Here is a 26,042-nt window from a genome sequence, read left to right on the forward strand (position 1 = left end):
CGGCACCATAAGGCCGGAAGCGGCTCCACGGCAGGGCGGGCCGCGCCCGACGGCATGTCACACCGCCGGGCGCGGGCCCACTGTTCCGGTCCTTGGCCCTCGCGGGTCTAGGAGCAGTACTGCGCCTCCTTGCCGATCGACCGGTACATGCAGTCCGCGTTCTCGATCAGTTGCAGCACCGCGTCCCGGTTGCGGGAGGTCTCGCGCTCGATGACCTCGTCGGGCGGGTAGAAGCCGCCGCCCCAGGACGAGCTCGGGTACATCTCGAAGGTGTAGCCGAAGATCTTCTGCGAGCCCCACAGCCAGTCGTCGATCGACCCGTCGGTGATGTACAGGTCGCTGGACTGCTCGGCGGTGTAGCCGTTGCTCGCCGCCATCTTCTGCCCCACGGCCGCGAACGCGTTGCGGTCGTCGGCGGTCATGCCGGGGGCGGTGTCGTTGTACGTGTAGCCGAAGGGCCACAGCACCAGTTCGCTGTACGTGTGGAAGTCGATGGCCGCCGTGATCTGCTGCTTCCCGCCGACCACCCGGCTGCGCACGAAGTCCGCCACGACCTTCGTCTCGGGCGCGGACTCGGCCGCCCGGCCGCGGTAGGTGTCCGACGACGGGCTGGAGGAGGAGCCGCCGCAGCAGCCCCACTTGTAGGCCCAGTTGCGGTTGAGGTCGGTGCCGATCGCGCTGGAGCCGGAGTTGGGCTGCCGGTTCTTGCGCCAGCTGCGGTACGAGCCGGAGGCGATGTCGTACTCGCCGCCGTCCGGGTTCATGTCCGGCACGATCCACAGCTCGCGGCCGTTGACCGCCTGCGTGATCCGGGAGTCGGTGCCGTAGCCGGCGGCGAACTCGCGGAGCAGGTAGAGCGACATCTCGACGGTCAGGTGCTCGCGCGCGTGCTGGTGGGCGGTGAACAGCACCTCGGGTTCGGCCTCGTCGGTGCCGACGTTGTCGCTGACCTTGACCGCGATGATGTCCCGGCCCTGGTACGTCTTGCCGATGACCCGCTTGCTCATGATCGAGGGGTTCGCGGCGATGCGGGCGTCGATCGCCGCCGTCATCTCGGCGTAGTTGTGGTAGCGGGAGTCGGCGGGCGGGAAGTCCTGGACGCCGGCATCCTCCGCCCCGTGCGCGTGCGCATGGGCGTCGGGCGCGGGCAGGGCCTCCAGGGTGTGCCCGCGCGCCCGCAGCTTCTTGGCCTGGGCGGCGTCCGCGGTGATCACGACGCCGTGGTCGTGCACCTCGTCGATCGAGACGCCCGCGCGGGCGATGTCGGTGCGGGCGGCGGGGGTGGTGCGCCCGGCGATCTCGTACTGGAGCACCCGCTCGTCGGCGGCGACGGCCGCGTTCGGGGCGGAGGGCTCGGCGGTGGCGACGGCGGTCGCGGGGGCCGCGAGGCCGAGGGCGAGCAGAACGGCTAGGGCGGCGTTGCGGCGGGTCCTCGCCGGCCGGGTTCTCGGCCGGGAGGTCCGTGGGGTGACGAGTCGCATGCTGGCATCTCCTGGGTCCGTCGGGGTGGGGGGTGGAGCTGTGCGACGGGCACAGAATGGAGCCATGTCATGAGCCGGTCAAGAATGGGGTTCCGGCCATGATTCACCCGGCCGCCCCTCGCCCCTCACTCACCCGGCCCTCCCGCACACCCCCAAGCTGCACCAGCGCCGCCGGCCGGCCGTGTCGAGGAAGAGCCACCCGCAGCCCTTCCCCGGGCAGGCGCGGACGGTCAGGCGGCGGGGGTCGGCGAGGAGGTCGGCGGCGCGCTGGGCCACGGCGTGCAGCGGCATCCGGAGCCCGGAATCCGGGTGCGGGTTCCAGCGCGCGAGGCCGTCGTCGCCCCGCACGAAGGCGGCGTGGCGCATGGCCTCCTGGACCACCTCGGCGACCCGGGCGAAGGCCGTGTCACGGCCCCGGCCGCCGCTCCCGCCACAGCCCGAGGCACGCCCCTCGGCCCCGCCGCCCCCGTCACGGCTCTCACCCGCTCCCGGCTCGTCCACGAGGCACCCGTACAACGCGCTCCGGAACTCCCGCGCCCCCGCCAGCACCCCGCTCGCCTCCTCCGGCCGCTCCTGCGCCCTCCGCAGCAGCCGGGTGACCGTACGGTCGTCGAGGAGGTCCAGGTGCCCGGCCCAGACCGCGAGCGTGCGGTAGCCGCGCAGCCACTCCGAACCGGGCAGCCGCTCGCCGCCCCACCCGGCGTAGGTGTTGCAGAACTCCAGGGCGGGGTCCCCGCCGGTGTTCAGTGGCAGCCACTCCCCCCGCACCCGCACGGCGTACGTGGGCGCCTCGGCCCGCCGCAGCGCCGGGTCGTCCCGGCGTACCCGGTCGTACAGGGTCCGCAGGTCCCGCCCCGGCTCGGCGTCGAAGGCCGACCGCAGGGTGCCGGACACGGACCGGTAGAGGCGCAGCGCGTCGGCGGACCGCCCGCTGCGGTGCAGGGCGAGCATGCTGTCCGCGACGAGGCGCTCGCGTTCGGGGTGCTCCTCGGCGAGCGCGGGAAGCTCGGCGGCGACCTGCTCGTGCCGCCCCAGCGTGAGCAGGAGCCGGGCGCGTTCCTCCGCCGCCGACAGCCGCAGCGCGGCGAGCCGTTGGCCGATCCGGTCGCGCAGGGCCACGTCCGCGACGTCCGCGAGCAGTTCGCCCCGCCACAGCGCCAACGCCCGGTCGTAGTGACGCACCCGCTCCTCGTCACCCACGGCCGCCGCGGCCTCCCGTACGCCGTCCTCGAAGGCCCGGGCGTCGATCACGTGCCCGTCGGGGCGGAGGAGGTACCCGTCGTTCCGCGTCTCCACGTGTACGCCGTCGGGCCCGAGGGCGGCCCGCAGCCGGCCGATGTAGGTGTGCACGGTGGACCGGGCCCCGGGCGGAGCCTCGCCGTTCCAGAGCAGGTCGATGAGCCGCCCGGTCGGCACGGCCCGGCCCGCTTCCAGGGCGAGGACCGCCAGCAGACACCGTTCCTGACGCCGGAGACCGGTGAGCACGGGGCGGCCACGGTGAAGGCCGGCGAACGGTCCGAGCAACTGGAATTCCATCGGGAAAGCATCCGGCCGCACCCGCCCGCGGGGCCACCCCCAGGGGGCTGCAGGGCGCGCCTCCAGCTCGACCGGATTCGGCCTGAGGATCCGACCCGTTCCCACCTACCCTCAACTCACCTAATATTTATGAGGTTTGGGCACTGCTGTCCAGGTGAGGGAGTGGAGCTGGTGGAGGACTTCGCGTTCTTGGTCGTGCTCGTCCTCCTCGTGCTCGTTCCCTACGCATGTCTCCGGGCGGCACGCAACGGATTCCGCAACTGGCGGCTGCCGCCTCCGACCATCCGTCCGGCTCAGGTCGAGCACTTGGAGAAGGCGGTGTTCCGGGAGATCTGCCGTAGGGCGAAGGGCCCCGGATCCGACGTGGACATGCAGGGACACTTCGATGAGCAGGGGTGGAACCGGGGCGACGCCACGCTCATCCTTGCGGAGCCGCTCAAGCACAAGCTGATCAGCGTGCGTGGTTGGAGCCGTGCCGTGTACTTCCCCACGCGCAGGGGCTGGAACGAGTACCGGAGGAGGTTCATGATGGCGGACTCGGTGAGCATTACGGCGTCACCCGGCGGATTCGTGGCGGCGAACATCAACAGTGCCCATGGGGTGGCGCAGTCGGGCTACGGTCACCGGGCGGACCGGCACGACGTCTCCCACCAGCACTTGGTCGAAGCCCTCCGCACCGACGCCCGCGCCGCGGAACCCTCGGAGGGCGTACGGGCTCAGGAATACGCCGACGATCTGGCGGAGGCGGTCCAGGAAGAGAACCCGGCCCGGGTCGACCGCATCCTCAGCCGCGTCAACGCGCTCCTGGAGACCGCGACATCCGCGTTCTCGCTCACCAGAGGACTCCTGCCGCCCGGGACTCTTTGAGCGGGTTCCCCGCCACCTCCGACTTCCGCCACGGACGTTCTCGCCGGCCAGCAGGCCGGGCTGACCTCACCGGCGAGCGACACCCCCGTGGTGAGCGTTTGGTGAGCGCCCCGGCGGATCATCGTCCGGCAGGCCGGGGTCACGGCCTGCCGGACGGACGATCGGGGAGTTCTCATGCGTAAAAACGTTCTCGGCACGGCTGGTACGGCCGGTACGGCTTTCGGTACGGCGTGCGTGACCGTGCTGGCACTCGCACTCGGCACGGCCCCCGCGACGGCGGCCCCGTCCGCGACCACCCAGGGTTCCGGCTGGGAGCCGGCCCCCTCCGCACCCTGGGACGTCCCGGCGGGCGAACGGTGCGCGTTCCCGGTCCACGGTGAACCGATCGTCGACGAGGTGGTCCGCCGCGAACTGCCCCCGCCCGCCGAGGGCGTGACCCGGACCGCCTACAAGGGCGACCTCGTGATCCGGGTGACGAACAAGGAGACCGGAGCCCACTACGACGCCGACGTGAGCGGCACCGCGCTGGTCGACGTGTACGCCTCCGGGGCCCAGTTCTGGCGGGTGCTCGGCCCGGTCCTGGTCGGTGTGGGCGAGGGCAGCCTGGCCCGGGGCCTGTACGTCGTCGACGGGGCGTACACGATCGGCATCAGCCCCACCGGCACCAAGACGGTGGCCGGTCCGGCGGTCAGGACGGACAGCCTCTGCGCCCGGATCGACTGATACAGAGCCCCTACTCCCCCAGCTTCCGCCGCAGCGCCGCACGCTCCGGCTCGGTGCCCGCCGACTCCAGCGCCGACCGGTACGCGGCCGCCGCCTCCCCCGCCCGCCCCAGCCGGGTCAGCAGATCCCCCCGGGCCACCGCGTACGGCGGGTACGCGCGCAGCCTCGGCTCCCCCGACAACGCGTCCAGCAGCGCGAGCCCGGCCCCCGGCCCGTCCCGCATCGCCACGGCCACGGCGCGGTTCACCGCCACCACGGGGGACGGGGTGAGGGTGAGCAGGACGTCGTACAGGGCCACGATCTGCACCCAGTCCGTGGACTCCACGTCCGCCGCCTCGTCGTGGAGGGCGGCGATGGCCGCCTGCACCCCGTAGGGCCCGGCCGGTCCGCCGGTCAGCGCCCGGACCACCAGGTCACGGCCCTCCTCGATCATCGCCCGGTCCCAGCGCCCCCGGTCCTGCTCCTCCAGGAGCACCGGCTCGCCCTCCGGCCCCGTCCGCGCGTCGCGCCGGGCGTGGACGAGGAGCAGCAGAGCGAGGAGTCCGGCGGCCTCTCGTTCGGCGGGCAGCAGGCGGCGCAGTATCCGGGCGAGGCGGATCGCCTCTCCCGCCAGGTCGAGCCGCTGGAGACGGGGGCCGGAGCTGGCCGCGTACCCCTCGGTGAACACCGAGTAGACGACCTGGAGCACCCCGGGCAGCCGCTCCGGCAGCTCGTCGGGTCCGGGCACCCGGAACGGGATCCGGGCCTCACGGATCTTCCTCTTCGCCCGCACGATGCGCTGGGCCATGGTCGCCGTCGGCACGAGGAAGGCGCGGGCCACCTCCGGTGTGGTGAGCCCGGCGAGGCAGCGCAGGGTGATGGCGGTACGGTCCTCGGCGGCGAGGGCCGGGTGGGCGCAGGTGAAGAACAACTGAAGCCGTTCGTCGGGCAGTTCAGCGGCCCCGGCGCTGTCCGCCGCGGGCGCGACGGTCTCCTCCCGTTCCGCGTCGGCCCGGAGGACGGCGAGCCGGGCCGCGTACGCCCGGTCGCGCCGCAGCCGGTCCACGGCCCTGCGCCGCGCGGTCGTCAGCAGCCAGGCCCCGGGGCGGGCGGGGACACCCTCGGCGGGCCAGTGGCGCAGGGCCGCCTCGATCGCCTCGGACGTCACCTCCTCGGCCAGGTCGAGGTCCCCGAACCGGCGGACGAGGGAGGCGAGCAGCAGCCCGCGCTCCTCCCGGAACACCGCCTCGACGGCGCCCACGGCCTCCCCGGCGGCAGCGCCCTCGCCGAGCGCAGCGCCCTCCCCGGCCGCCGGAAGGCCCTCCCCCGCCGAGTCGCCCTCGCCGGCCGGCGGGACGTCCTCGCCCGCCACGGCTCTCAGGCCCCGAAGTCCGCGACCGGCCGGACGACGACCGCGCCGCCGTCGCGCGAGCCGGGACAGCGTGCGGCCCAGTCGAGGGCGGCGTCGAGGTCGGGTACGTCGATCACGAGGAACCCGCCCAGCAGCTCCCGTGTCTCGGCGAACGGCCCGTCCGTCACGGTCCGCTCCCCCGTGGGCGAGACCCGCACGGTGGTCGCGGTGACCAGGTCGGCCAGCGACTCCCCGGAGACGTGGATCCCGGCATCGCGGACGGCCTTGTCGTAGGCCATCCAGTCCTCGACGGTGCACTGGGGCGCGCCGCCCTGCTCGTCGACGGCCCCGCTGTGGATCAGCAGCATGTACTTCATGATCGGCTCCTGTCGCCTGTCGGAACCCTTGTCCGGTCCCCTGTGGTCCCAGCCCTCGGGGCTGCTTACACCATGACGACGAACGGGACAGGCCGCGATCGACACGCCACCGGAATCTTTTCCGCCCGCTCGCCGGGCGCTCACGCGAGGGCGGACTCGCGCACCAGCGTGAACCAGAAGGTGGGGACCGGGTTCGTCCCGGGTGTCACGTCGGCCAGTTCCCACCCGGTGAACCTCGCGCGGAGCTCGTCCGCCGTCACGCCGGACCACGCGTCGTCGAACGCGCCGGGCCCGTACCCGAACATCAGCAAGCGCGCACCGGGCGCGGCACGCCTGGTGAGGCCGGACGCGTAGGCGTCACGGCGGTGCGGCGGGATCCCGCAGTAGCAGCTCAGGTCGAAGAACAGGTCGTACGGGCCGGGCACGCCCAGCTCGTCGAGCCGGGTGGCGTCCCCGCACAGCACAGTGACGTCCGCTCCGGCCGCGTCGGCCTTCTCCCGGGCCTGCCGGACCGCGAGTTCGACCAGGTCGACGGCGGCCACCCGCCAGCCGTGCCGTGCCAGGTACACCGCGTTGGTGCCGGTGCCGCAGCCGAGTTCGAGGGCCCGACCCGGCGCCGGAGAGCCGGGCCCCTCCACCAGGGCCACCAGCTCGGGCGGCGTGACGCCACTGTCCCACGGCGGCTTGCCGTCCCGGTAGAAGCCCTCCAGCACACCTCGGACGAAGGCCTCTTGCTCGATCTCGGCAGCAGTCCCGTGCTCACTCATCGCGACCCTCCAAAAGATTAGAGTTCGACTCTAGTGTCTGACTCTATAGATAGACTCCCGCAATGGACGCGGTCAAGGGTTCCGACGGACAGCACGCCAAACGCCCCGGCAAGAGGGACGAGCGCTCGCGGCGCACCCGCGAGAAGATCGTCGCGGCGGCGCTGGAGCTGTTCGTGGCGCAGGGGTACGGGGCGACCAGCCTTCAGGAGGTCGCGGATCGCGCGGGTGTGGCCGTCCAGACCGTGTACTTCGTGTTCCGGAACAAGCGCACGCTGTTCAAGGACGTCGTCGACACGGCGATCGCGGGCGACGTCGAACCGGTCGCCACGATGGACCGCGACTGGTTCCGCGCGGCGTGCGCCGAGCCGACCGCGGCCGGACAACTGCGCGCCCACGTGCGGGGCGTGCGCGACATCCTCGGCCGGGTCGCCCCGGTCATCCCGCTGATCGCGGCCGCGGCGGCCACGGACCCGGAGATCGCCGCGCAGTGGCCGGCCGACCCCGACCCGCGCTACACGGTTCAGCACGCCGCGGCGGAGGTGCTGACCTCCAAGCCCGACGCCCGCCCCGACGTCGGCACCGCCCGCGCCGCCGACCTGCTGTACGGGCTGCTCAGCCCCGAGCTGTACCTGATCTTCACCCGCGACCGGGGCTGGTCCCCGGAAGCCTGGGAGGCATGGGCCCGCGCGGCCCTGCTGGCCCAGCTCTGCGAGGCCCCGGAGCAGACGGCCGGCCCGGACGACTGACCGGCCGCCTCACGCGCTGATCAGGCCGGGCTCGTCGGCGTACGCACGCGCGTCGCGGCACCCTCGGCAGCACCCCGGCACGGACGACCGGAAGGCCCGGTCGCAGTCGTCGCAGTTCTGGAGCGGGACGACGGGCACGGCGGCGGGCAGGGGCGGCGGGAGCAGCGTGGCGAGCCGGTGCCGCAGCAGTTTGGCGGGATGCCGGAGGGGAGCGGGCGGATCATCCGTGATCGCCGCCCGTACGGCATCCGGCCGCGCTCCGCGCTCCAGCCAGGCGGCGACCCCGGGAACGAGCCCGCGTACGTCCTCCTCGGAGAGGAGGAACAGGGGCGCGGTCTTGGGGAGCCCGGCGAGCAGATCGGCCGCAGCCGCGTACAGGGCTTCGGTGGGCTGCTGCGGAGCGGGCAGCGGCAGGCGGGGCTTACGGGGAGCGGTGGGGGTCGGCACGAGGCGGGGACCGGGGACGGGGTCAACAGGCACGGGCACGGGCACCGGCTCAGGTGCGGCTACGCGTGCGGGCGCCGGCTCCAGCACGGGTACGGCTACGCGTACGGGCTCAGGCTCCGGCACAGGTACGCGTACCGGCTCAGCGGCAGCCACGGGCACAGGCTCAGGGACAGCCACCGGCACAGGCACAGGCTCAGCGGCAGCCACAGGAGCAGCCGCAGCCACAGCGGGAACCACGGGCGCAGCCACAGCCGCACGCACGCGCCCCCGGGCCGCCGCCTCCGGGTGGTTGTACGACTCCGTACGCGTGGCGAGCTTCCCGCCCCCGGCCCGCACCCGGGTGCGGCGCAGGAACCCGTGCTCCTCCAGCTCCCGCAGCGCGGCGGCGATACGGACCTCGCTCTCGGGGAAGCGCTCGGCGAGCGCCTTGACGCCGACGCGTCGCCCGTCGGGCAGCGACTGGATGTGGGTGCCAACGCCGATCGCCAGCAGGGACATGCCCCGGTGCTGGGAGAGCCGGTTGGAGATGATCGTGTAGCCGTCGGTGAGCCGGATGTTGATGTGTACGACTCCGGCGGACGGGGCGCGCGAGGGAGCGCTAACCTGCTGGGTATCCATCGGGAAGTGGTCTCTTCCTTGGTGGTGAGGCCTTCGGTCGGGATGCCAGTCCCGGCCGGGGGCCGTCTCATGTCTGGTGTGGTGGTCAGCGTGAGCATATGCCCGCCAACAGGGCCAAAATCCAGCTCGGTTAGCACACTTCACCCATGTGAGTGATCGCGCCTCCCCCGAGCTGACCGGGACCCGCAGAGGTCAACCCGGGGGGGTTGGGTTGGGTTATTTCTCCAGTGATCAAAGACGGGTAATCAAAAGCTTTTACGTCGTGGGTCACCACGTCGCGGCCCGCCACGTCGTGGACCACCACGTCGCGGCTGTCACGATCCGGTGAGCGCCACCTCGGCTTCACCCCGGCCGCCTGGGCGGACTTCGTCGCCCCGCTCTCCCACGCTCGTGCCGCCCCCCGTACGGTCTGGGCGTGGCTACTCAGAGACCCCCTCGACGTTCGATAGATGATTTCGCGACCTGGCACCCCGTGCTGGGGCTCCTGCGGGCCGCCAAGGCGGGCAAAGCGGCCAAGGCGGGTGCAGATCCCGTCCGTGTGTCAGGTCGCATCGGACACGGCGGTTGGAGTCTGGGCCTCCCTCGCCCGGTGCCACCGCGCGGTCGGGCTGCCCGGTCCGAGGACATACAGGACGAGATCGACGCGGTGGAGCGGGTGCAGACGGCGCTGGCGGAGGCCGGTGTCGACGACGTCTCGTTCTCGGCGAAGATCGACCCGGCCGGGACGGCCGTACTTCGTCTGCTCGGCCCCAGCCCGGCGGTGGAACCCGGAATCGGAACCGCTCATCCCGGTGCGCTCATCCTCGTCGAAGGCGCTCTTCCCGAGCCCTGGCGCCGCCTCCCCGACGCGGCGCACGAAGCGGGGCCCGCCTCCTCGGCGGACCCGGAGTCGCTGGAGCGGACGCTGCGGGAACGGCTGCCCGACGCCATCGGCGCGACGGAGGAGGAGATCGCCGCCGCCGAGGCACGCCTGGGCGTCCGCCTGCCCGAGGAACTCAAGGCGCTCTACCGGGTGACCCGGGCGCGCTGGGAGGACTGGGGCGACGACTACGAGACCGCGGTCGGTGTCTTCGAAGCGGCGCGCTGCGAACTCTCCCCCGTGGACGAGCTGTACATCGCCGAGGCTTCGACCCGCCACTGCCACTGGGAGCACGCTGCCATGGAGGCGGTCGTCACGCGCCCCGACGCCGCGGTGCAGGGCCTCGTCGGGTCACCCGGGTGGATCGTCTTCGGCGAGAACGGCGGCGGAGACCAACTGGCGGTCGACCTGACGCCCGGCCCGCGTGGACACGCCGGGCAGATCATCCTGATCAGCCACGAGGAGAGCGTCGGCGCCGAGTTGTTGGCCGACTCGCTCACCGACTGGATCCTGGACCGGGAGAGGCGCGGGCACCGGCACCGCGGCGAGGAGCCACCACGCGTGGCCCACGTCAACCACGCGAGCATCAAGAGCGTGCGGGAAGCCGCCCACCCCGGTTTGGAGGTCCTCTCGATCGGAGTGTGGGACGGCGCACCGTTCAGCCTCGCCCCGGTCATCGGACTGCCCCGCCTGCGTACCCTGTGCGCGTACGCGGGTACGCTCGCCGACCCGCTGGAGATCGCCGAGCTCACCGGCCTGGAGTTCCTGCAACTCTGCCCGCAGGACTGGCGCGTCCTCCTGGACGCCGGAGCCGTCCCCCGGAGCCTGTCGGCCGCGTCCATCACGGCGTACGGCGACCAGGACCCCTTGACCGTCGTGGCCATCGCCAACGAGATCCTGGCTCTCTGGGACCGGCCCCGGATCATCCAGACCGTCCTGGAGGGAGACCTCGGGCCCCTCGCGTAGGCAGGCGGAACGGGGCGGGTACCGATGTTCCGCAGCCCCCGAAACTCCCCGGCGTACACCGCACCCGGGGTGCTAGCCTCCCGTTCCGATCATCACATCGCCCATCCCTCCGGCCCCGCCCCGCCCACTCGCTCTGCCGCCCCCCCTGCTGTCTCCCTGTCATCCCCCTGCCGTCACCTGCCCGTTCGTCGACACGCCGCGCGCTCCCCGCGCCCGGCCCCCCACCGGTCGCGTCCGCAGCCCGTATCCGAGGACCGACGTGTCTCCGACCGCACCCGACCTGATCCGCGCGGAGTTCGACCGCTGCCGCCAGATCCCCTCCCTCGTGGACCTCCGTACCGCCGTACGCGGCAACGACTGGGACACCGTGCAGGCCTACTTCGACTTCCTGGAGGACGAGGACGAACGGGCCGTGGCCGCGGGCCTCGTCGCCGACCTCAGCTCCTCCGAGCGCTTCCTGGAGCACCAGGTCGCCGCCCATGGGTCACCGCTGGCCCGCACCCTGCTCGCCGCCCGCTACATCGACGTCGGCTGGGACATCCGCAGCTCGTACACGGCGGAGCACGTGTCGCGCGAGCAGTTCCAGCAGTTCCACGGCTGGCTGCGGCGGGCCGAGCAGTTGCTGATCGGCGTGTGTGCCGACGAACCCGCGTACGCCCTCGCCTGGTCGTACCGGCTGACGACCGCCCGGGGTCTGGAGCTCGGGGCGAGCGAGGCGCGGCGGCGGTACGACCGGCTGGCCGAGCACCACCCGCACCACATCCAGGCGCAGATCCTGCTGCTCCAGCAGCTGTGCCCCAAGTGGGGAGGGAGCTGGGAGGAGGCGTTCGGGTTCGCCCGGGCGTGCCTGGACGCGGCGCCCGCCGGGAGTCATGCGGGCCGGCTGGTCGTACAGGTGCACCTGGAACGCTGGCTGGACGACAGTGACGACCGGCCCAGCGACTACCTGCGCGCGAACGAGGTGCGCGACGACGTCCTGGCCGCGGCCGACCGTTCCGTACGGCACCCGGACTACCGGCCGGGCTTCCACTGGGTGGGCGACCACAACGACTTCGCGGGTGCGCTGAGTCTGGGCGGTCACTACCGGGAGGCCGCCCCGTTCTTCCGCACGCTCGGGGACAAGGCCACCGAGTACCCCTGGGCCTACTACGGCGACCGGGAAGTGCAATTCCTCAAGCACCGCAGACGCGCGATGGCGAAGGGCTGAACCGACGATGACGCAGCAGACCGACGGCCCCGCCGCCACCACGACGCCGGAAGGCATGCCGACCGTGGACGGTGCATCCACCGGGTCCGGGTTCATCACCAGCACCGAGGTCGACCGCATCCCGACCCTGCTGGCGCCCACGTCCGGGGGCGGCCCAGTCACCGCGGGGCTGTACTTCCGGGTCGGTGCCGCCGACGAGACGCTGGCCACGGCCGGCCTCACCCACCTCGTGGAACACCTGGCACTGCACCGGCACGGCGTCTCGGACCTGCACTACAACGGGTCCACCGCCGCCACCCACACCCACTTCGTGGTCTCCGGCACCCCGGAGGAGGTCGTCGCCTACCTCAACGGCGTCTGCGCCTCCCTGCGGGACCTGCCGGTCGAACGCCTCGCCACCGAGCGGGAGATCCTGCGCACCGAGCAGGCGGGCCGCGGCCGGGGCCCCAACCACCAACTGCCGCTGTGGCGTTACGGGGCACGCGGCTACGGCCTCGCCAGCTACCCGGAGTACGGCACCCTGCATCTGACGGCCGACGCGGTCCGCGACTGGGCCGCGACCTGGTTCACCCGGGACAACGCGGTCCTGTGGATGACCGGCGACACCGTGCCGGAGGGCCTGGACCTGACCCTGCCCGCCGGACGGCGGCAGCCGCTGCCCGCGCCCACCTCGGCCCTGCCCGTCACCCCCGCCTACCTCACGGGCGGCAGCGGCGGAGTGGTCCTGGACGGCATCGTGCGGCGCAGCACGGCGGCCGCCCTCTTCGCGGAGGTGCTGGGCCGGGCGCTCTTCACCGACCTGCGGCAGAAGGGCGGTTACTCCTACACCGCCGACTGCGGCTACCACCCACGCGACACCGACCACGCGACCATCACCGCCTACGCGGACGCGCTGCCGCAGAAGCAGGACGCGGTGGTCGGCGGCTTCATCGACGTACTGGCCCGGCTGCGGGCCGGGACCATCGACCAGGCCGAACTGGACTCGGCGCGGACGAAGTTCCTCAAGCAGTACGAGATCCCGGACATCGGCGCGGCCTCGCTGCCCTCGTACGCGCTGAACATGCTCATGGGGCACGAGAACCTCACCCCGGACGAGCACCGGGCGCAGCTGGCCGCTGTCACCGTCGAGGACCTGCGCGACGTGGCCCGCGAACTGTACGACTCCGCGCTGATCCAGGTGCCGGGGCGGGGGGTGGACTGGGCGGGCTTCACCGAGGCGCCCCAGTGGTCGGGCCCGTCGTTCGGCCCCGAACCGCTCGGCACCGTGCACCGGTCCCGGGCGAGCGACGCCGTGAGCCTGGCCGTCGGACGGGAGGCCGTCACCCTGTCCACCCCCCGCGGGCGGATCGCCGTACGGTACGACGCGTGCGCCGCGATGCGCGTCTTCCCGGACGGAGCCCGGCACCTCATCGGCTTCGACGCGTTCGTGGTGGAGGTGGAGCCGACGCTGTACGCCAAGCTCACCCCGGACCGGATGGCGCCCATCGACGCGGCGGTCCCGGCCGCCGCCGTCGTCCCGATGCCGGAGCGCGACCCCGACGAGATCCCGCAGCCGGCCGCGCGACGCGGCGGGCTGAAGGGCCGGGCCCTGGGGATGCTGCGCTCGCTGCGCCCGGGACGCGGCTGAGGGACTGGGGCGCCAGGACGCGGCTGAGGGACTGGGGCCGGGAGGCGGCCGAGGGTTTGGGGCCAGGACGCGGCCGAGGGTTCGCGACCGGGACGCGGCTGGAGGGCGGGGCCGGCCGGGCCCGGCAGCGGCCCGGCCTTCTCGCTGCTCCAGAGGCACCCCTGAACCACACCGGAAGCCGTGAACCCTTCCGGAACCCGTGAACCTCCCGGAACCCGTGAACCTTTCCGCCCGCTGCGGACAACAGGGGTGACAGACACACCGACCGACGCACCCTGGAGGCGCAGTGACCGGACCACCTCCGGCCCGGCCGGGCACCGTGGGGCCCGGCAGAGACGACGGCAGGGACGACGCCGACGTCATCGCCCAGTCGCTCGACGAGCCCGAACTGTTCGCCGGGCTCTACGACCGGCACGCCCCGGACATCCACCGCTACGCCGCCCGCCGCCTCGGGGAGGGCGCGGCGGACGACATCACGGCGGAGACGTTCCTCATCGCGTTCCGCACCCGGGCCCGCTACGACACGGCCCACCGGCTGGCCCGGCCCTGGCTGTACGGCATCGCGGCCAATCTGATCGGCAAGCACCGCCGCACCGAGGTCCGCGCGCTGAAGGCGCTGGCCCGGACGGGGCACGACCCGGTCGCCGCGTCGTGGAGCGACCGCTCCGACGACCGGATCGCCGTGCAGGCCCCGCTCGCGGGCGCGCTGGCGGCGCTGTCGCCCGGTGACCGGCACGTCCTGCTGCTGGTCGCGTGGGCGGACCTCGGCTACCAGGAGGTGGCCGAGGCGCTGCGGATACCGCTGGGCACGGTGAGGTCCCGGCTGAACCGGGCCCGCCGCAAGGTCCGCGCGGCCCTGAGCACCGACCCCGCGTTCACGTCGGCGCTCGACTCGGCGCTCGACGCATCGCCTGCCACGGCCGGACAGGAGCTGAGCCCGTCATGGACGAAATGACCCGGCTGCGGGAGCTGCGCGCCGACGCCCCCGTACCCGACCGGGCCACGCTGGCCCCCGGCCGCAAGCGGCTGACCGAGGCCATCGAGGGCAGGAGCCGCCGCACGCTCCGGCTGCGGGCCGACTGGCGCATCGCCTCGCTCGGCGCGGTGGTGGCGATCACCGCGGCGGCGCTCTTCGTGACGCAGATCGTCGACACCTCGGGCCCCCGGCAGTCGGGTCCGGCGACGGTGGCGGGCGACCTCGACCTGTCGAGCCCGGCCGCCGCCCTGGGGGAGGCCGCCGACTTCCTGGAGCGGCAGGAGGTGCCTCCGGAGCCGCGGAACGACCAGTGGATCTATCTCCGGGAGGAGAACCCGGACCAGGAGAAGCAGTGGAAGGAGGTGCCCGCCGAGATCCGGGAGGAAATGTCCATGTCCTACAGCCCCGACTCCTGGATCCCGTACGACGACAAGGCCGCGGAGAACGACGAGTCCGACACGGACTACCGGACCGCCCGCGAGTCCTACCGGATCGCCGCCGGACTGCCGGAAGACCCGGAGGCGCTCCTCGCGGAGCTGCGGAAGGTCTTCCCCACCGGCGACGGGTCCAACGGCCCTCGGGAGGACAAGGACGCCCACAGCTTCCGCGCGCTGACCGTCCTCCTGCAGTCGTACCCGCTCCCACCTGACGCGCTGGCCCGGATCTACCGGGCGATGGCCACGGTCAAGGGCATCGGCGTGACCGACCACCTGATCCGGGACGCCAGCGGCCGCCAGGTCATCGCCGTGACCCGCGCGTACGACGCGAACACCCGGAGCGAGATCCTGCTGGACCCGGTGGACTACAGCTACGCGGGCCAGCGGGACGTCGTCACCAGAACGTATGAGTTCTCCGGGGGCGACGGCACACCCCCCACGGTCTACAAGCGCGGCGACCTGCTGATGGACGTCGCGAGGACCAGGGCGGCCGTGGTCGACGCCAAGGGCCAGAAGCCCTGACCGTACGTCTCACACGAAACCCGGGCGTGGGCCCGGTGTCCGGCACAGGGGAGCGGACACCGGGCCCACGTCCGTTGCGGGGGACCCCGCCACCCACGTGACCGACCCCACCCCCCACTCCGTTGAAACTCCCGCAACAATGAAGGGTGATCACTTCGCCCGCACGGAGCCCCCAGCGCCGCACCGAGCATGCGCCGACCCCGTACGTCGACCTCTCGCGCGGCGAGTGGAGCGCGCTGCGGGACAAGACGCCGCTGCCGCTGACCGCCGACGAGGTGGAGCGGCTGCGGGGGCTCGGGGACGTCATCGACCTGGACGAGGTGCGGGACGTCTATCTGCCGCTGTCCCGGCTGCTCAACCTGTACGTCCAGGCCACCTCCGGGCTGCGCGGCGCGCTGAACACCTTCCTCGGGGACGCCGGGAACGGGCACGGGGCGCAGCGCGGGACCCCGTTCGTCATAGGGGTCGCCGGCAGTGTCGCCGTCGGCAAGTCCACCAGCGCCCGTATCCTCCAGGCGCTCCTGGCCCGCTGGCCCGAGCACCCGAGGGTGGAGCTGGTGACCACGGACGGGTTCCTGCTGCCGATGAAGGAACTCCAGGCGCGCGGGCTGACCTCGCGCAAAGGGTTCCCGGAGTCGTACGACCGGCGGGCGCTGACCCGGTTCGTCGCGGACATCAAGGCGGGCAAGGACGAGGTGACCGCGCCCGTCTACTCGCACCTGATCTACGACATCGTCCCCGGCGAGCGGCTCACCGTGCGCCGCCCCGACATCCTCATCGTCGAGGGCCTCAACGTCCTCCAGCCCGCCCTGCCCGGCAGCGACGGCCGGACGAGGGTCGGGCTCGCCGACTACTTCGACTTCAGCGTGTACGTGGACGCGCGCGCCGAGGACATCGAGACCTGGTATCTGAACCGCTTCCGCAAGCTGCGCGCCACGGCGTTCCAGGACCCGTCCTCGTACTTCCGCAAGTACACCCAGGTCTCCGAGGAGGAGGCGCTGGACTACGCGCGCACCATGTGGCGGACCATCAACAAGCCGAACCTCCTGGAGAACGTGGCTCCGACGCGCGGCCGTGCCACCCTGGTGCTCCGCAAGGGTCCGGACCACAAGGTCCAGAAGCTGTCCCTGCGCAAGCTCTGACACCTCGGCCCCGGAGGGCGTGCCGCGTGCTGCACCTGCGTCTGATCGTGCCCGCCGACACCACGGACGAGGTCGTCGCCCTGCTCGGGTCCACCGTCGGCACCGCCCACCTCGTGGTCCTGCCGGGCGCCGCCCGCTCCCCCGCCGGCGACGTGGTGATGTGCGACGTGGCGCGCGAGGCCGGCGACGAGCTGATCGGAGCGCTGCGCCGACTCGGCATCGACAGGACCGGGGCGATCAGCGTCGAGAACCTCGACCTCACCCTCTCCACGCACGCCGACAAGGCCGAGCACGAGGCCCCGGGCGACAGCGCCGACGCGGTCCTGTGGGAGGAGCTGACGGAGGCGACGCACGAGGAGTCGACGTTCTCCGTCACCTACGTCTCCTTCCTCGCCCTCGCCACGATGCTCGCCGCCTGCGGTGTGATGCTCGACAACGCGGTGCTGATCGTGGGCGCGATGGCGGTCGGGCCGGAGTTCGGCCCGCTGGCCGGGATCTCCACGGCCGTCGTGCAGCGCGCACCGCGCCTGGTGGTCCGCTCGCTGTGGGCCCTGATCGGCGGCTTCGCGCTGGCGATGGTTCTCACGGCCGGTTTCGCCTGGCTGATGGACGCGTTCGGCCTGTTCACCCCCGACATGATCGACAGGCCCCGGCCGAACACCGGCTTCATCTGGCACCCGGACTGGATGTCGTTCGTCGTGGCGTTCCTGGCCGGCATCGCCGGGACACTCTCCCTCACCTCGGCGAAGTCCGGGGCCCTGATCGGCGTGGCCATCTCCGTGACGACGGTCCCGGCCGCCGCCAACGCGGCCGTCGCGTTCAGCTACTCCGACTACCAGCAGACGATCGGATCGGGTCAGCAGCTCCTCGCCAACCTCGGCGGGATCGTCCTCGCGGGCACGCTGACCCTGCTGCTCCAGAAGGGCCTGTGGAGGATCGGGCGTGCGCAAAAGCCCCCGGCGAGCACGCCGGGGGCCTCCGTGGGGGCGTGACCGGGCGGAGGACGGCCCTCCCGGAAGGCACGGGCGCCCACAGCCGGTGCGAACCAGGTGAGGGCGGTGTAAGGAGGAGGCATGCCGCAGCGCCCCGAAGGACCCGGCCCTCGGTGGGGGCTGGTCGCCATCCCGATCCTGTGGATCGTCGCGGTGACCGTGGTCGACGTGCTCGCGCCGCCGGACATCCACCTCGGCCCGCTGCTCGTCGCGGCCCCGGCCATCACGCCGTCGTTCGGCGGGCCGAGGACCGTGGGCGCGGTCGCAGCACTCGCGGTGGTCGCTCAGACCCTCATCGGAGTCATCCGCGACCCCGATGACCTGCTCTCGGCCAACCACGAGGCGCAGATCATCGCCCTGATGCTGGTCGGCGTGAGTCTGGTGGTCTTCTGCGTCGTCCGGGAGCGCCGCGCGAAGGAACTGTCGCAGGTCCGCCATGTGTCCGAAGCCGCCCAGCGCGTGGTCCTGCCCCCGCTGCCCGGCAAGCTCGGGCCCCTGCGGGCCTCGGCTCTCTACCTCGCCGCGGAGGCCGAGGCCCGGATCGGCGGGGACCTGTACGCGGCGGCACGCACCACGTCCGGCACCCGGCTGATCGTCGGCGACGTCCGGGGCAAGGGGCTGACCGCGGTCAGCGACGCCGCCCTGCTGCTCGGAGCCTTTCGGGTCGCCGCCCACCGCGAGGCGGGCCTGAGCGAGCTGGTGGCCTACCTGGACCGCAGCGTGTGCTGGGACCTGATGGAACCGGGCGAGACGGGCCGCCTCGGCGAAACGTTCATCACGGCCGCCATCATGGACATCCCCGACCAGAACGGCCCGGTCCGGATGATCTCCTGCGGACACCCGCCGCCCATCGTCCTGCGCGACGGACGCCCGACGACGATGCACGCCAGGCACCCGGCGCCCCCGCTGGGCCTGGGCGACCTGGCACACCCCCGCTACGAGATCGACAGCTTCCCGTTCGAACCGGGGGACCTCCTGCTGCTGTACACGGACGGGGTCACCGAGGCGCGCGACGCATCCGGCGCCTTCTACCCGCTCACCGATCGCATCACCGGATGGGACGAGAGCAGTCCCGACGCCTTCCTCCACCGCCTCAGGCACGACCTCCTGCGGTACGTCGGCGGACCCCTGAACGACGACGCCGCCATGATCGGCGTGCAACGCCCCGCACTGCCCGGGACGTGAGCGCAGAACTCCGCCCCGGGCCCGAGGGCTCCGCGCAGCCGTACGCGTACGCGTACGCACGGCTCAAGCCGGTACGCGTACGGCTCGGGGCCGGGGCATCACCCCAGCGCGGACTTCACCACATCGGCCAGCCGGCCCGCGACGGCCCGCGCCTGCTCGATGTCGGCGGCCTCGACCATGACCCGTACCAGCGGCTCCGTACCCGACTGGCGCAGCAGTACGCGCCCGCTCTCGCCGAGCTCGGCCTCCGCCTCGATGACCGCCGCGGCCAGCTCGGCCGAGGTGTTCACCCGGGTCTTGTCGACGTCGGGGACGTTGATCAGGACCTGGGGCAGGCGCTGCATGACCCCGGCCAGCTCGGCGAGGCTCCGGCCGGTGGCGGCGACGCGGGCCGCCAGCATCAGGCCGGTCAGCGTGCCGTCGCCGGTCGTGGCGTGGTCCAGGACGATGACGTGACCGGACTGCTCGCCGCCCAGCGCGAAGCCCTCGGCCTTCATCGACTCCAGGACGTACCGGTCGCCGACCGCCGTCTGGACGAGCCGGATGCCCTCGCGCTCCATGGCCAGCTTGAAACCGAGGTTCGACATGACCGTGCCGACCACGGTGTCCTTGCGCAGCTGCCCGGCCTCCCGCATGGCGAGGGCCAGCACGGCGAGGATCTGGTCGCCGTCGACCTCCTCGCCCGCCGCGTCCACGGCCAGGCAGCGGTCGGCGTCGCCGTCGTGCGCGATGCCGAGGTCGGCTCCGTGCTCGACGACGGCGGCGCGCAGCAGCTCCAGGTGGGTGGAGCCGCAGCCGTCGTTGATGTTGAGGCCGTCCGGGTCGGCCCCGATGGTGACGACCTGGGCGCCGGCCCGCGCGAACGCGGCCGGCGAGACCCGGGCGGCGGCGCCGTGCGCCTCGTCCAGGACGACCTTCAGACCGTCGAGCCGGTTGGGGAGGACGCCGACGAGGTGGGCGACGTAACGGTCGAAGCCCTCCGTGTACTCGGTGACCCGGCCCACGCCGGCGCCGGTCGGGCGGTCCCACGGCTCACCGGTGCGGTGCTGCTCGTAGACCGTCTCGATCCGGTCCTCCAGCTCGTCGGCGAGCTTGTGGCCGCCGCGGGCGAAGAACTTGATGCCGTTGTCGGGCATCGCGTTGTGGCTGGCGGAGAGCATCACGCCGAGGTCGGCGTCGAGCACCCCGGTGAGGTGGGCGACCGCGGGCGTCGGCAGCACGCCGACGCGCAGAACGTCCACCCCGGCACTGGCCAGGCCCGCCACGACGGCGGCCTCCAGGAACTCTCCGGACGCCCGTGGGTCACGTCCGACCACGGCGGTCGGGCGATGGCCCGCGAAGGTACCTGCCTCGGCGAGTACGTGCGCCGCCGCGACCGAGAGACCGAGCGCCAGCTCGGCCGTCAGATCGGCGTTGGCGACACCCCGTACCCCATCCGTACCGAAGAGTCGTCCCACTGGTGTCCTCCGAAGTGCTCCGAAACCACAAACCACTACTGCACAGCAAACGAACTGAGAAACCAAACAACGAAAGCGGCGAAAAAACGACAAAATAGGAACGCCGGGCGTCATCGCTCAGGCCTGCGCCCACATGGCGCAGGCGGGGCACACGCACGGCGTACCGGGCCGATGAACGTCTCATGCCGTTATACGCCCGCGAGCGTCGATAAACGAACGCCCCGGCAGCACGGTGTGTGCCGCCGGGGCGAACGTGACAGTCGAGCAGGCGATATTTAGCGCTTGCTGTACTGCGGGGCCTTACGGGCCTTCTTGAGACCGGCCTTCTTGCGCTCGACCGCACGGTCGTCGCGGGAGAGGAAGCCGGCCTTCTTCAGCGTGGCGCGGTTGTTGTCCACGTCCGCCTCGTTCAGCGCGCGGGCCACGCCGAGGCGCAGGGCGCCGGCCTGACCGGAGACGCCGCCACCCGAGATGCGGGCGATGACGTCGTAGCGGCCGTCGAGCTCGAGCACCTTGAAGGGCTCGTTGACTTCCTGCTGGTGCACCTTGTTGGGGAAGTAGTCCTCAAGGGTGCGACCGTTGATCTTCCACTTGCCGGTGCCCGGAACGATCCGGACGCGGGCGATGGCGTTCTTGCGACGGCCCAGGCCGGCGGCGGGCTGCGGGTCACCGAAGCGGCCCGCGAGGGACTCGCTGGTGTACTCGCCCTCGACGGGAACCTCGGACTCGAAGGTGGTCACCTCGGCGAAGGTCTCCTCGCCCTCGGTGCCCTCGACGGGGTTCTCAACAGTGGTCTCGGCCACGATTCTCCTCAGATCTTTCTGTACGTCTTAGGGGGTGGCCGGAACTACTGCGCGACCTGGGTGATCTCGAACGGGACCGGCTGCTGAGCAGCGTGCGGGTGCTGGTCGCCCGCGTAGACCTTGAGCTTCGAGAGCACCTGACGGCCCAGGGTGTTCTTGGGGATCATGCCCTTGATGGCCTTCTCGACGGCCTTCTCGGGGTTCTTCGCCAGCAGCTCGTCGTAGCGCACCGAACGGAGACCGCCCGGGAAGCCCGAGTGGCGGTACGCCATCTTCTGGGTCTTCTTGTTGCCGGACAGGTGCACCTTGTCGGCGTTGATGATGATGACGAAGTCGCCCATGTCCATGTGGGGGGCGTAGATCGCCTTGTGCTTACCCCGGAGGAGGTTCGCAGCCGTGGTGGCGAGACGGCCCAGGACGATGTCCTGAGCGTCGATGATGTGCCACTGGCGAGTGACATCGCCGGGCTTGGGGCTGTACGTACGCACTTCGTAGCCTTCGCTTCTTAGTGGATGAGGTCCAGACAACACATGGCACCCCTGAAGCGATCATGCAGCTGGGGCTCACAGCGCCGGGACGATGCCCGTATGCGAGCCACTGGTAACTGCTCCAGAGAACCTACGTAGGGGCCCTGAGCGCCACGAGGGCGCGGCCGATACGCATAACAAAGGTGAAGCCTACCGTCGCCCCCCACAGGGGTCAAAACGCCCCCGCAGAGTCAGCCCCGCCGCACAAATTCAGCCCCGCCGGCGTTTGAGGCGCGGGGGCCCGGGGGCAGCGCCCCCGCAACGGCGCCGCACGCTCACCGCGACCGCTCAACCCTCCGCTCGTCCCACACCGGCTCCCCGCTCTCCCGCACCACCCCATCCGCCCCGAACACCAGATACCGGTCGAAGGACTTCGCGAACCACCGGTCGTGCGTGACGGCCATCACCGTCCCGTCGTACGACTCCAGCCCGTCCTGCAACGCCTCCGCCGACTCCAGGTCCAGGTTGTCCGTCGGCTCGTCCAGGAGCAGCGCCGTGGTCCCCGCCAGCTCCAGCAGCAGGATCTGGAACCGCGCCTGCTGCCCGCCGGACAGCTTCTCGAAGGCCTGGTCACCCTGCCGCTCCAGCTCGTACCGCCGCAGCACCGACATCGCCCCGCCCCGGTCCTTCGCGTGCTCGGACCAGAGGATGTCCACCAGCGTCTCGCCCAGCAGCTCCGGATGCGCGTGCGTCTGCGCGAAGTGCCCGGGCACGACCCGTGCCCCGAGCTTCCACTCCCCCGTGTGCGCCACCGGCTCCCCCGCCAGCAGCCGCAGGAAGTGCGACTTGCCGGACCCGTTGGAGCCGAGGACCGCGACGCGCTCCCCGTAATAGATCTCCAGGTCGAACGGTTTCATCAGCCCGGTCAGCTCCAGGTCCTTGCAGGTCACCGCCCGCACCCCGGTCCGCCCGCCGCGCAGCCGCATCTTGATGTCCTGCTCGCGCGGCGGCTCCGGCGGCGGCCCGGCCTCCTCGAACTTCTTGAAGCGGGTCTGCATCGCCCGGTAGCGCGAGGCCATGTCGGGGCTGTTCGCCGCCTGCTGCCGCAGGCGCAGGACGAGCGCCTTCAGCCGGGCGTGCTCCTCCTGCCAGCGCCGCAACAGTTCCTCGAACCGCGCGAACCGCTCCTTGCGCGCCTCGTGGTACGTGGCGAAGCCGCCACCGTGCACCCACACATCGCTGCCCGCCGGGCTCGGCTCGACGCTGACGATCTTCTCGGCGGCCCGGGACAGCAGCTCCCGGTCGTGGGAGACGAAGAGGACCGTCTTACGGGTCTCCTTCAGCTTCTCCTCCAGCCACCGCTTCCCCGGCACGTCCAGATAGTTGTCCGGCTCGTCCAGCAGCAGCACCTCGTCGGGCCCGCGCAGCAGCGCCTCCAGCACCAGCCGTTTCTGCTCGCCGCCGCTGAGCGTGCGCACCTCGCGCCACTGCGCCTTGTCGTACGGGACGCCCAGCGCGGCCGTCGTGCACATGCCCCAGACCGTCTCGGCCTCGTACCCGCGCGCCTCCGCCCAGTCGCTGAGCGCCTGCGCGTACGCCATCTGCGCGGCCTCGTCATCGACGGTGAGGATGCGTTCCTCGGCCGCGTCGACGGCCTTCGCGGCCTCCCTGATCCGGGGCTGGGCCACCGACACCAGCAGGTCCCGTACGGTCCGCTCGTCCCGCACCGAGCCCACGAACTGCGGCATCACGCCGAGCCCGCCGCTCACCGACACCGTGCCGCCGTGCGGCTGGAGCTCACCGGCGAGCAGCCGCAGCAGGGTCGTCTTGCCCGCCCCGTTCGCCCCGACGAGCGCGACGACCGCTCCGTCGGCCACCCGGAACGAGGCATCGCCGAGCAGCACCCGCCCGTCCGGAAGGTAGTACTCAAGGTGGCCCGCTTCGAGATGTCCCATACCGAGCATTGTCACGGTCCGCGAACTCCAGGCCCAACCGGTTTACCGCACCCCCTAAACTGCGCGCATGAGCTTTGGGCAAGGGGGGGCCTCCTGGGGGCCCGGGGGCGACGGGACACCGGACTGGGCGGCGCTGGCGGATCAGTCCGCCGCGCGGGCCCGCCGCAAGAGACTGCTGATGATCGGCGGCGGGGCGCTGGCCACCGTCGCGATCGGCGCGATCGTGACCACCGCCGTGGTCACGTCGAACGGCGGCGACACCGGCAAGGGCGACAAGAACGCCGGCCAACTGCCCGCCCCCGCCGAGCTACCCGAGGACACCTCCGCGCCCCAGCCCTCGTTCTCCTCGGTCGCCCCGCCGCCCCCGCCGGACCCCAAGGACTACATATCCAGCGCCGACAAGGACAAGGCGCCGGTCACCGTCGACGGGTTCTTCCCCGGCAAGAAGCTCACCATGGGCGACCGCGTCCACCTCAAGGGAGCGACGAGCAGCTCCGCGAAGTGCGCCACGGGCACCCAGGGCGCCCTCGGCTCCGTCCTCACGAACAACGGCTGCAAGCAGCTCATCCGGGCCACCTACCGCAAGGACGGGGTCGCCGTCACGGTCGGCGTCGCCGTCTTCGACACGGAGGCCCGTGCGAAGAAGGCCGTCGACCAGGCCTCGGGCGGTCTCGCCTCGCTGAGCGGCGGAGGCGTCGACACCTTCTGCCGGGGCGGCACGGTCTGCCTCCGCACCTCCAACTCCTACGGTCGCTACGCCTACTTCACCATCGGCGGCTTCCTCAACGGCAAGCGGGTCACCACCGCCGACGAGAACGTCTACGCGGTCAACAAGGACCTGACGAACTTCACCTTCCGTCAGATCCACCGCAGAGGCCAGATCCAGGCCTCACAGGCCGCCGCCGACCCCAACGGCTGACCCGACCCCCGGGGTCGGGGATCAGCAGCAGCCCGCCCCCGGCAACGTCCTTACGTTCCGGGCCTCTTCGGCCCGCGCCGCCAGCAAGTCGTCCGCCGGGTACGCCACTTCCTCCAGCGTCAGCCCGTGCGGGCGCACCACGTGCACCCCGGGATCGCGCACCTTCGCGGCCAGCACCTCGGCGGGCCAGGAGGCCGGCCGCCGCCCGTCGCCGACGAACAGCGCCGCCCCGATCAGCGCCCGCACCATGTTGTGGCAGAACGCGTCCGCCTGCACGGTCGCGGTGAGGACGCCGGACTCCTCATCCCGTACCCAGCTCAGCTTCTGGAGCGTCCGGATGGTCGTCGCGCCCTCGCGCTTCTTGCAGTAGGCGGCGAAGTCGTGCTCGCCGACCATCAGCGCGGCCGCCTCGTTCATCGCGTCCAGGTCCAACGGCCGGTCGTGCCAGAGCACATGACCGCGCGTCAGTGGGTCGACCCCGCCGGGCCGGTCGCCGACGCGGTAGGCGTATCGCCGCCACAGCGCGGAGAACCGGGCGTTGAACCCCGGCGGGGCGGGGGCCGCGCGCCAGACCCGTACGTCCAGCGGCAGCCGCCCCGCCAGCCGGCGCAGCAGCTTCTCTTCATGCTCCGCCCAGACCGCCTCCGGCAGATCCACATGGGCCACCTGGCCGCGCGCGTGCACGCCGGCGTCCGTGCGGCCCGCCACCGTCAGGTCGTACGTCACCGACGAGCGGGTCACGGTCCGCAGCGCGTCCTCGATCTCGCCCTGCACCGTGCGCCGGCTGGTCTGCTTCGCCCAGCCGGAGAAGTCCTTGCCGTCGTAGGACAGGTCCAGTCGTACCCGTACGAAACCGGGCTCGGCCTGGTCACTCACCGCGTCTCCCTCTCCACACCCTGGTCAGCGAAACGGGCCCGCACCGCCCCGAAGGGTGATGCGGGCCCGTCCCGTGGTCCGTCTCAGAACGCTCAGGCGTCCTTGGACTCGGCGTCGTCGGCCGGCTTGGCGTCCTCGACGGTCTCGGCCGCGGGGGCCTCGTCCTTCTTGAGGGCGTCTTCCTTGACCGCACGCTTTGTGGCGGCCTCGGCCTCACCGGTGGCCTGCTGGGCCACGGTCAGCGCCTCGACCAGCTCGATGACCGCCATCGGGGCGTTGTCGCCACGACGGTTGCCGATCTTGGTGATACGGGTGTAACCACCGGGGCGGTTCTCGTACCGGGGAGCGATCTCGGTGAAGAGCGTGTGGACGACGCTCTTGTCCGTGATCGTCTGGAGCACCAGGCGACGGTTGTGGATGTCGCCCTTCTTCGCCTTGGTGACGAGGCGCTCGGCGACGGGGCGCAGGCGGCGGGCCTTGGCCTCGGTCGTCGTGATGCGGCCGTGCTCGAACAGCGACTTCGCCAGGTTCGCGAGAAGCAGCTTCTCGTGAGCGGCGCTACCGCCGAAACGGGCTCCCTTGGTGGGACGCGGCATGGTGTTTCTCCTTGTGTGCTGCACCGGCCGTATCAGGTACCGGTGTCAGTTCCCGTGCGGCGGACGCCCCACGGAAGTCATAGCTGCCGGACGGCGTTCAAGCCCGCCCGACGTCCACGCCGGACATCAGCCAAAATCAAGCCCGTCCGGCGATTGAGGACAAA

The 26,042-nt window shown here is 72.0% G+C and carries 24 protein-coding genes; 12 read left to right on the forward strand and 12 right to left on the reverse strand.

Going from position 1 to position 26,042, the window contains the following annotated elements; translation table 11 throughout:
- Window positions 1-107 precede the first annotated feature (107 nt).
- Together IE140_RS03910 and IE140_RS03915 are read right to left on the reverse strand one after the other, a co-directional pair.
- The gene (locus IE140_RS03910; protein ID WP_109179804.1) at window positions 108-1,481 is read right to left on the reverse strand and encodes a M14 family metallopeptidase; all 1,374 of its coding nucleotides are present in this window, start codon (window positions 1,479-1,481) and stop codon (window positions 108-110) included.
- A 129-nt stretch (window positions 1,482-1,610) separates the two neighbouring features.
- Complete coding sequence (locus IE140_RS03915; protein WP_150194734.1) at window positions 1,611-3,017, reverse strand: BTAD domain-containing putative transcriptional regulator; 1,407 nt, start codon at window positions 3,015-3,017, stop codon at window positions 1,611-1,613.
- 162 nt (window positions 3,018-3,179) lie between these two features.
- Here IE140_RS03915 and IE140_RS03920 point away from each other — a divergent pair, with 162 nt between their 5' ends.
- Entirely contained in the window at window positions 3,180-3,884 is a 705-nt protein-coding gene (locus IE140_RS03920) for a hypothetical protein (RefSeq protein ID WP_229826678.1), read from the forward strand.
- Between the two features lie 174 nt (window positions 3,885-4,058).
- The gene (locus IE140_RS03925) at window positions 4,059-4,607 is read left to right on the forward strand and encodes a hypothetical protein (RefSeq protein ID WP_229826679.1); all 549 of its coding nucleotides are present in this window, start codon (window positions 4,059-4,061) and stop codon (window positions 4,605-4,607) included.
- 10 nt (window positions 4,608-4,617) lie between these two features.
- Here the strand turns inward: IE140_RS03925 and IE140_RS03930 are convergent, their stop codons facing one another.
- From IE140_RS03930 to IE140_RS03940, 3 genes are all read right to left on the reverse strand, one after another.
- The gene (locus IE140_RS03930; RefSeq protein WP_189460158.1) at window positions 4,618-5,847 is read right to left on the reverse strand and encodes an RNA polymerase sigma factor; all 1,230 of its coding nucleotides are present in this window, start codon (window positions 5,845-5,847) and stop codon (window positions 4,618-4,620) included.
- A 116-nt stretch (window positions 5,848-5,963) separates the two neighbouring features.
- Complete coding sequence (locus IE140_RS03935) at window positions 5,964-6,314, reverse strand: YciI family protein (protein ID WP_030798833.1); 351 nt, start codon at window positions 6,312-6,314, stop codon at window positions 5,964-5,966.
- Window positions 6,315-6,454: 140 nt separating this feature from the next.
- The gene (locus IE140_RS03940) at window positions 6,455-7,081 is read right to left on the reverse strand and encodes a class I SAM-dependent methyltransferase (RefSeq protein ID WP_150198616.1); all 627 of its coding nucleotides are present in this window, start codon (window positions 7,079-7,081) and stop codon (window positions 6,455-6,457) included.
- Window positions 7,082-7,143: 62 nt separating this feature from the next.
- Between IE140_RS03940 and IE140_RS03945 the strand changes: the two genes are divergently transcribed.
- Entirely contained in the window at window positions 7,144-7,827 is a 684-nt protein-coding gene (locus IE140_RS03945) for a TetR/AcrR family transcriptional regulator (protein ID WP_150198618.1), read from the forward strand.
- A 9-nt stretch (window positions 7,828-7,836) separates the two neighbouring features.
- Here IE140_RS03945 and IE140_RS03950 read toward each other — a convergent pair whose 3' ends face one another.
- On the reverse strand, window positions 7,837-8,892 hold the full coding sequence (locus IE140_RS03950) for a hypothetical protein (protein WP_189460058.1): 1,056 nt from the start codon (window positions 8,890-8,892) through the stop codon (window positions 7,837-7,839).
- A 415-nt stretch (window positions 8,893-9,307) separates the two neighbouring features.
- Between IE140_RS03950 and IE140_RS03955 the strand changes: the two genes are divergently transcribed.
- The 8 genes from IE140_RS03955 (at window position 9,308) to IE140_RS03990 (ending at window position 18,805) form a co-directional block, all read left to right on the forward strand.
- A complete protein-coding gene (locus IE140_RS03955; protein WP_150196955.1) occupies window positions 9,308-10,717 on the forward strand; it encodes an SMI1/KNR4 family protein in 1,410 nt (469 codons plus the stop codon).
- 259 nt (window positions 10,718-10,976) lie between these two features.
- Window positions 10,977-11,924 (forward strand): hypothetical protein, encoded by a 948-nt coding sequence (locus IE140_RS03960; protein WP_093440544.1) that lies wholly within the window; start codon window positions 10,977-10,979, stop codon window positions 11,922-11,924.
- A gap of 7 nt (window positions 11,925-11,931) precedes the next feature.
- Window positions 11,932-13,551, forward strand: coding sequence for a M16 family metallopeptidase (locus tag IE140_RS03965; RefSeq protein ID WP_229826680.1), 1,620 nt, complete (start codon window positions 11,932-11,934; stop codon window positions 13,549-13,551).
- Window positions 13,552-13,837: 286 nt separating this feature from the next.
- On the forward strand, window positions 13,838-14,506 hold the full coding sequence (locus tag IE140_RS03970) for an RNA polymerase sigma factor (protein ID WP_088576230.1): 669 nt from the start codon (window positions 13,838-13,840) through the stop codon (window positions 14,504-14,506).
- Window positions 14,494-15,486 (forward strand): CU044_5270 family protein, encoded by a 993-nt coding sequence (locus tag IE140_RS03975; protein WP_150197514.1) that lies wholly within the window; start codon window positions 14,494-14,496, stop codon window positions 15,484-15,486. Before IE140_RS03970 ends, IE140_RS03975 begins: the two co-directional genes overlap by 13 nt.
- Window positions 15,487-15,632: 146 nt before the next feature.
- The gene (gene coaA / locus IE140_RS03980) at window positions 15,633-16,628 is read left to right on the forward strand and encodes a type I pantothenate kinase (protein ID WP_032763939.1); all 996 of its coding nucleotides are present in this window, start codon (window positions 15,633-15,635) and stop codon (window positions 16,626-16,628) included.
- A 26-nt stretch (window positions 16,629-16,654) separates the two neighbouring features.
- A complete protein-coding gene (locus tag IE140_RS03985) occupies window positions 16,655-17,620 on the forward strand; it encodes a DUF389 domain-containing protein (RefSeq protein ID WP_150197513.1) in 966 nt (321 codons plus the stop codon).
- A gap of 81 nt (window positions 17,621-17,701) precedes the next feature.
- On the forward strand, window positions 17,702-18,805 hold the full coding sequence (locus tag IE140_RS03990; RefSeq protein ID WP_150197512.1) for a PP2C family protein-serine/threonine phosphatase: 1,104 nt from the start codon (window positions 17,702-17,704) through the stop codon (window positions 18,803-18,805).
- A 98-nt stretch (window positions 18,806-18,903) separates the two neighbouring features.
- On the opposite strand, the gene glmM is transcribed toward IE140_RS03990, so the two are convergent.
- From glmM to IE140_RS04010, 4 genes are all read right to left on the reverse strand, one after another.
- Complete coding sequence (gene glmM, locus IE140_RS03995) at window positions 18,904-20,262, reverse strand: phosphoglucosamine mutase (RefSeq protein WP_150197511.1); 1,359 nt, start codon at window positions 20,260-20,262, stop codon at window positions 18,904-18,906.
- Window positions 20,263-20,537: 275 nt separating this feature from the next.
- Window positions 20,538-21,065, reverse strand: a complete 528-nt coding sequence (gene rpsI / locus IE140_RS04000) for a 30S ribosomal protein S9 (protein WP_010058767.1) — start codon at window positions 21,063-21,065, stop codon at window positions 20,538-20,540.
- A gap of 44 nt (window positions 21,066-21,109) precedes the next feature.
- Entirely contained in the window at window positions 21,110-21,553 is a 444-nt protein-coding gene (rplM, locus tag IE140_RS04005) for a 50S ribosomal protein L13 (RefSeq protein WP_006126902.1), read from the reverse strand.
- Window positions 21,554-21,867: 314 nt separating this feature from the next.
- Window positions 21,868-23,487 carry an ABC-F family ATP-binding cassette domain-containing protein gene (locus IE140_RS04010; RefSeq protein ID WP_150197510.1) on the reverse strand — a complete coding sequence of 540 codons (1,620 nt, stop codon included), beginning with the start codon at window positions 23,485-23,487 and terminating at the stop codon, window positions 21,868-21,870.
- A gap of 67 nt (window positions 23,488-23,554) precedes the next feature.
- On the opposite strand from IE140_RS04010, the gene IE140_RS04015 reads away from it, so the two are divergent.
- The gene (locus tag IE140_RS04015) at window positions 23,555-24,406 is read left to right on the forward strand and encodes a hypothetical protein (protein ID WP_064750842.1); all 852 of its coding nucleotides are present in this window, start codon (window positions 23,555-23,557) and stop codon (window positions 24,404-24,406) included.
- A gap of 21 nt (window positions 24,407-24,427) precedes the next feature.
- Here IE140_RS04015 and truA read toward each other — a convergent pair whose 3' ends face one another.
- On the reverse strand, window positions 24,428-25,282 hold the full coding sequence (gene truA, locus IE140_RS04020; RefSeq protein ID WP_032779328.1) for a tRNA pseudouridine(38-40) synthase TruA: 855 nt from the start codon (window positions 25,280-25,282) through the stop codon (window positions 24,428-24,430).
- A gap of 92 nt (window positions 25,283-25,374) precedes the next feature.
- Window positions 25,375-25,878: a 50S ribosomal protein L17 gene (rplQ, locus tag IE140_RS04025; RefSeq protein ID WP_006126898.1), complete on the reverse strand. Its 504-nt coding sequence runs from the start codon at window positions 25,876-25,878 to the stop codon at window positions 25,375-25,377.
- Between the last annotated feature and the right edge of the window lie 164 nt (window positions 25,879-26,042).

This window comes from Streptomyces parvus (assembly GCF_014648875.1).
GTDB lineage: Bacteria > Actinomycetota > Actinomycetes > Streptomycetales > Streptomycetaceae > Streptomyces > Streptomyces parvus.

What these genes read in the sequence shown, in the direction of transcription:
- IE140_RS03975 (WP_150197514.1), top strand. Translation starts at nt 14,494, where the DNA reads ATGGACGAAATGACCCGGCTGCGGGAGCTGCGCGCCGACGCCCCCGTA.
- IE140_RS03965 (WP_229826680.1), top strand. Translation starts at nt 11,932, where the DNA reads ATGACGCAGCAGACCGACGGCCCCGCCGCCACCACGACGCCGGAAGGC.
- IE140_RS03935 (WP_030798833.1), bottom strand. Translation starts at nt 6,314, where the DNA reads ATGAAGTACATGCTGCTGATCCACAGCGGGGCCGTCGACGAGCAGGGC.
- IE140_RS03990 (WP_150197512.1), top strand. Translation starts at nt 17,702, where the DNA reads ATGCCGCAGCGCCCCGAAGGACCCGGCCCTCGGTGGGGGCTGGTCGCC.
- rplQ (WP_006126898.1), bottom strand. Translation starts at nt 25,878, where the DNA reads ATGCCGCGTCCCACCAAGGGAGCCCGTTTCGGCGGTAGCGCCGCTCAC.
- IE140_RS04010 (WP_150197510.1), bottom strand. Translation starts at nt 23,487, where the DNA reads ATGGGACATCTCGAAGCGGGCCACCTTGAGTACTACCTTCCGGACGGG.
- IE140_RS03940 (WP_150198616.1), bottom strand. Translation starts at nt 7,081, where the DNA reads ATGAGTGAGCACGGGACTGCTGCCGAGATCGAGCAAGAGGCCTTCGTC.
- IE140_RS03910 (WP_109179804.1), bottom strand. Translation starts at nt 1,481, where the DNA reads ATGCGACTCGTCACCCCACGGACCTCCCGGCCGAGAACCCGGCCGGCG.
- IE140_RS03945 (WP_150198618.1), top strand. Translation starts at nt 7,144, where the DNA reads ATGGACGCGGTCAAGGGTTCCGACGGACAGCACGCCAAACGCCCCGGC.
- IE140_RS03925 (WP_229826679.1), top strand. Translation starts at nt 4,059, where the DNA reads ATGCGTAAAAACGTTCTCGGCACGGCTGGTACGGCCGGTACGGCTTTC.
- IE140_RS03915 (WP_150194734.1), bottom strand. Translation starts at nt 3,017, where the DNA reads ATGGAATTCCAGTTGCTCGGACCGTTCGCCGGCCTTCACCGTGGCCGC.
- IE140_RS04015 (WP_064750842.1), top strand. Translation starts at nt 23,555, where the DNA reads ATGAGCTTTGGGCAAGGGGGGGCCTCCTGGGGGCCCGGGGGCGACGGG.
- IE140_RS03950 (WP_189460058.1), bottom strand. Translation starts at nt 8,892, where the DNA reads ATGGATACCCAGCAGGTTAGCGCTCCCTCGCGCGCCCCGTCCGCCGGA.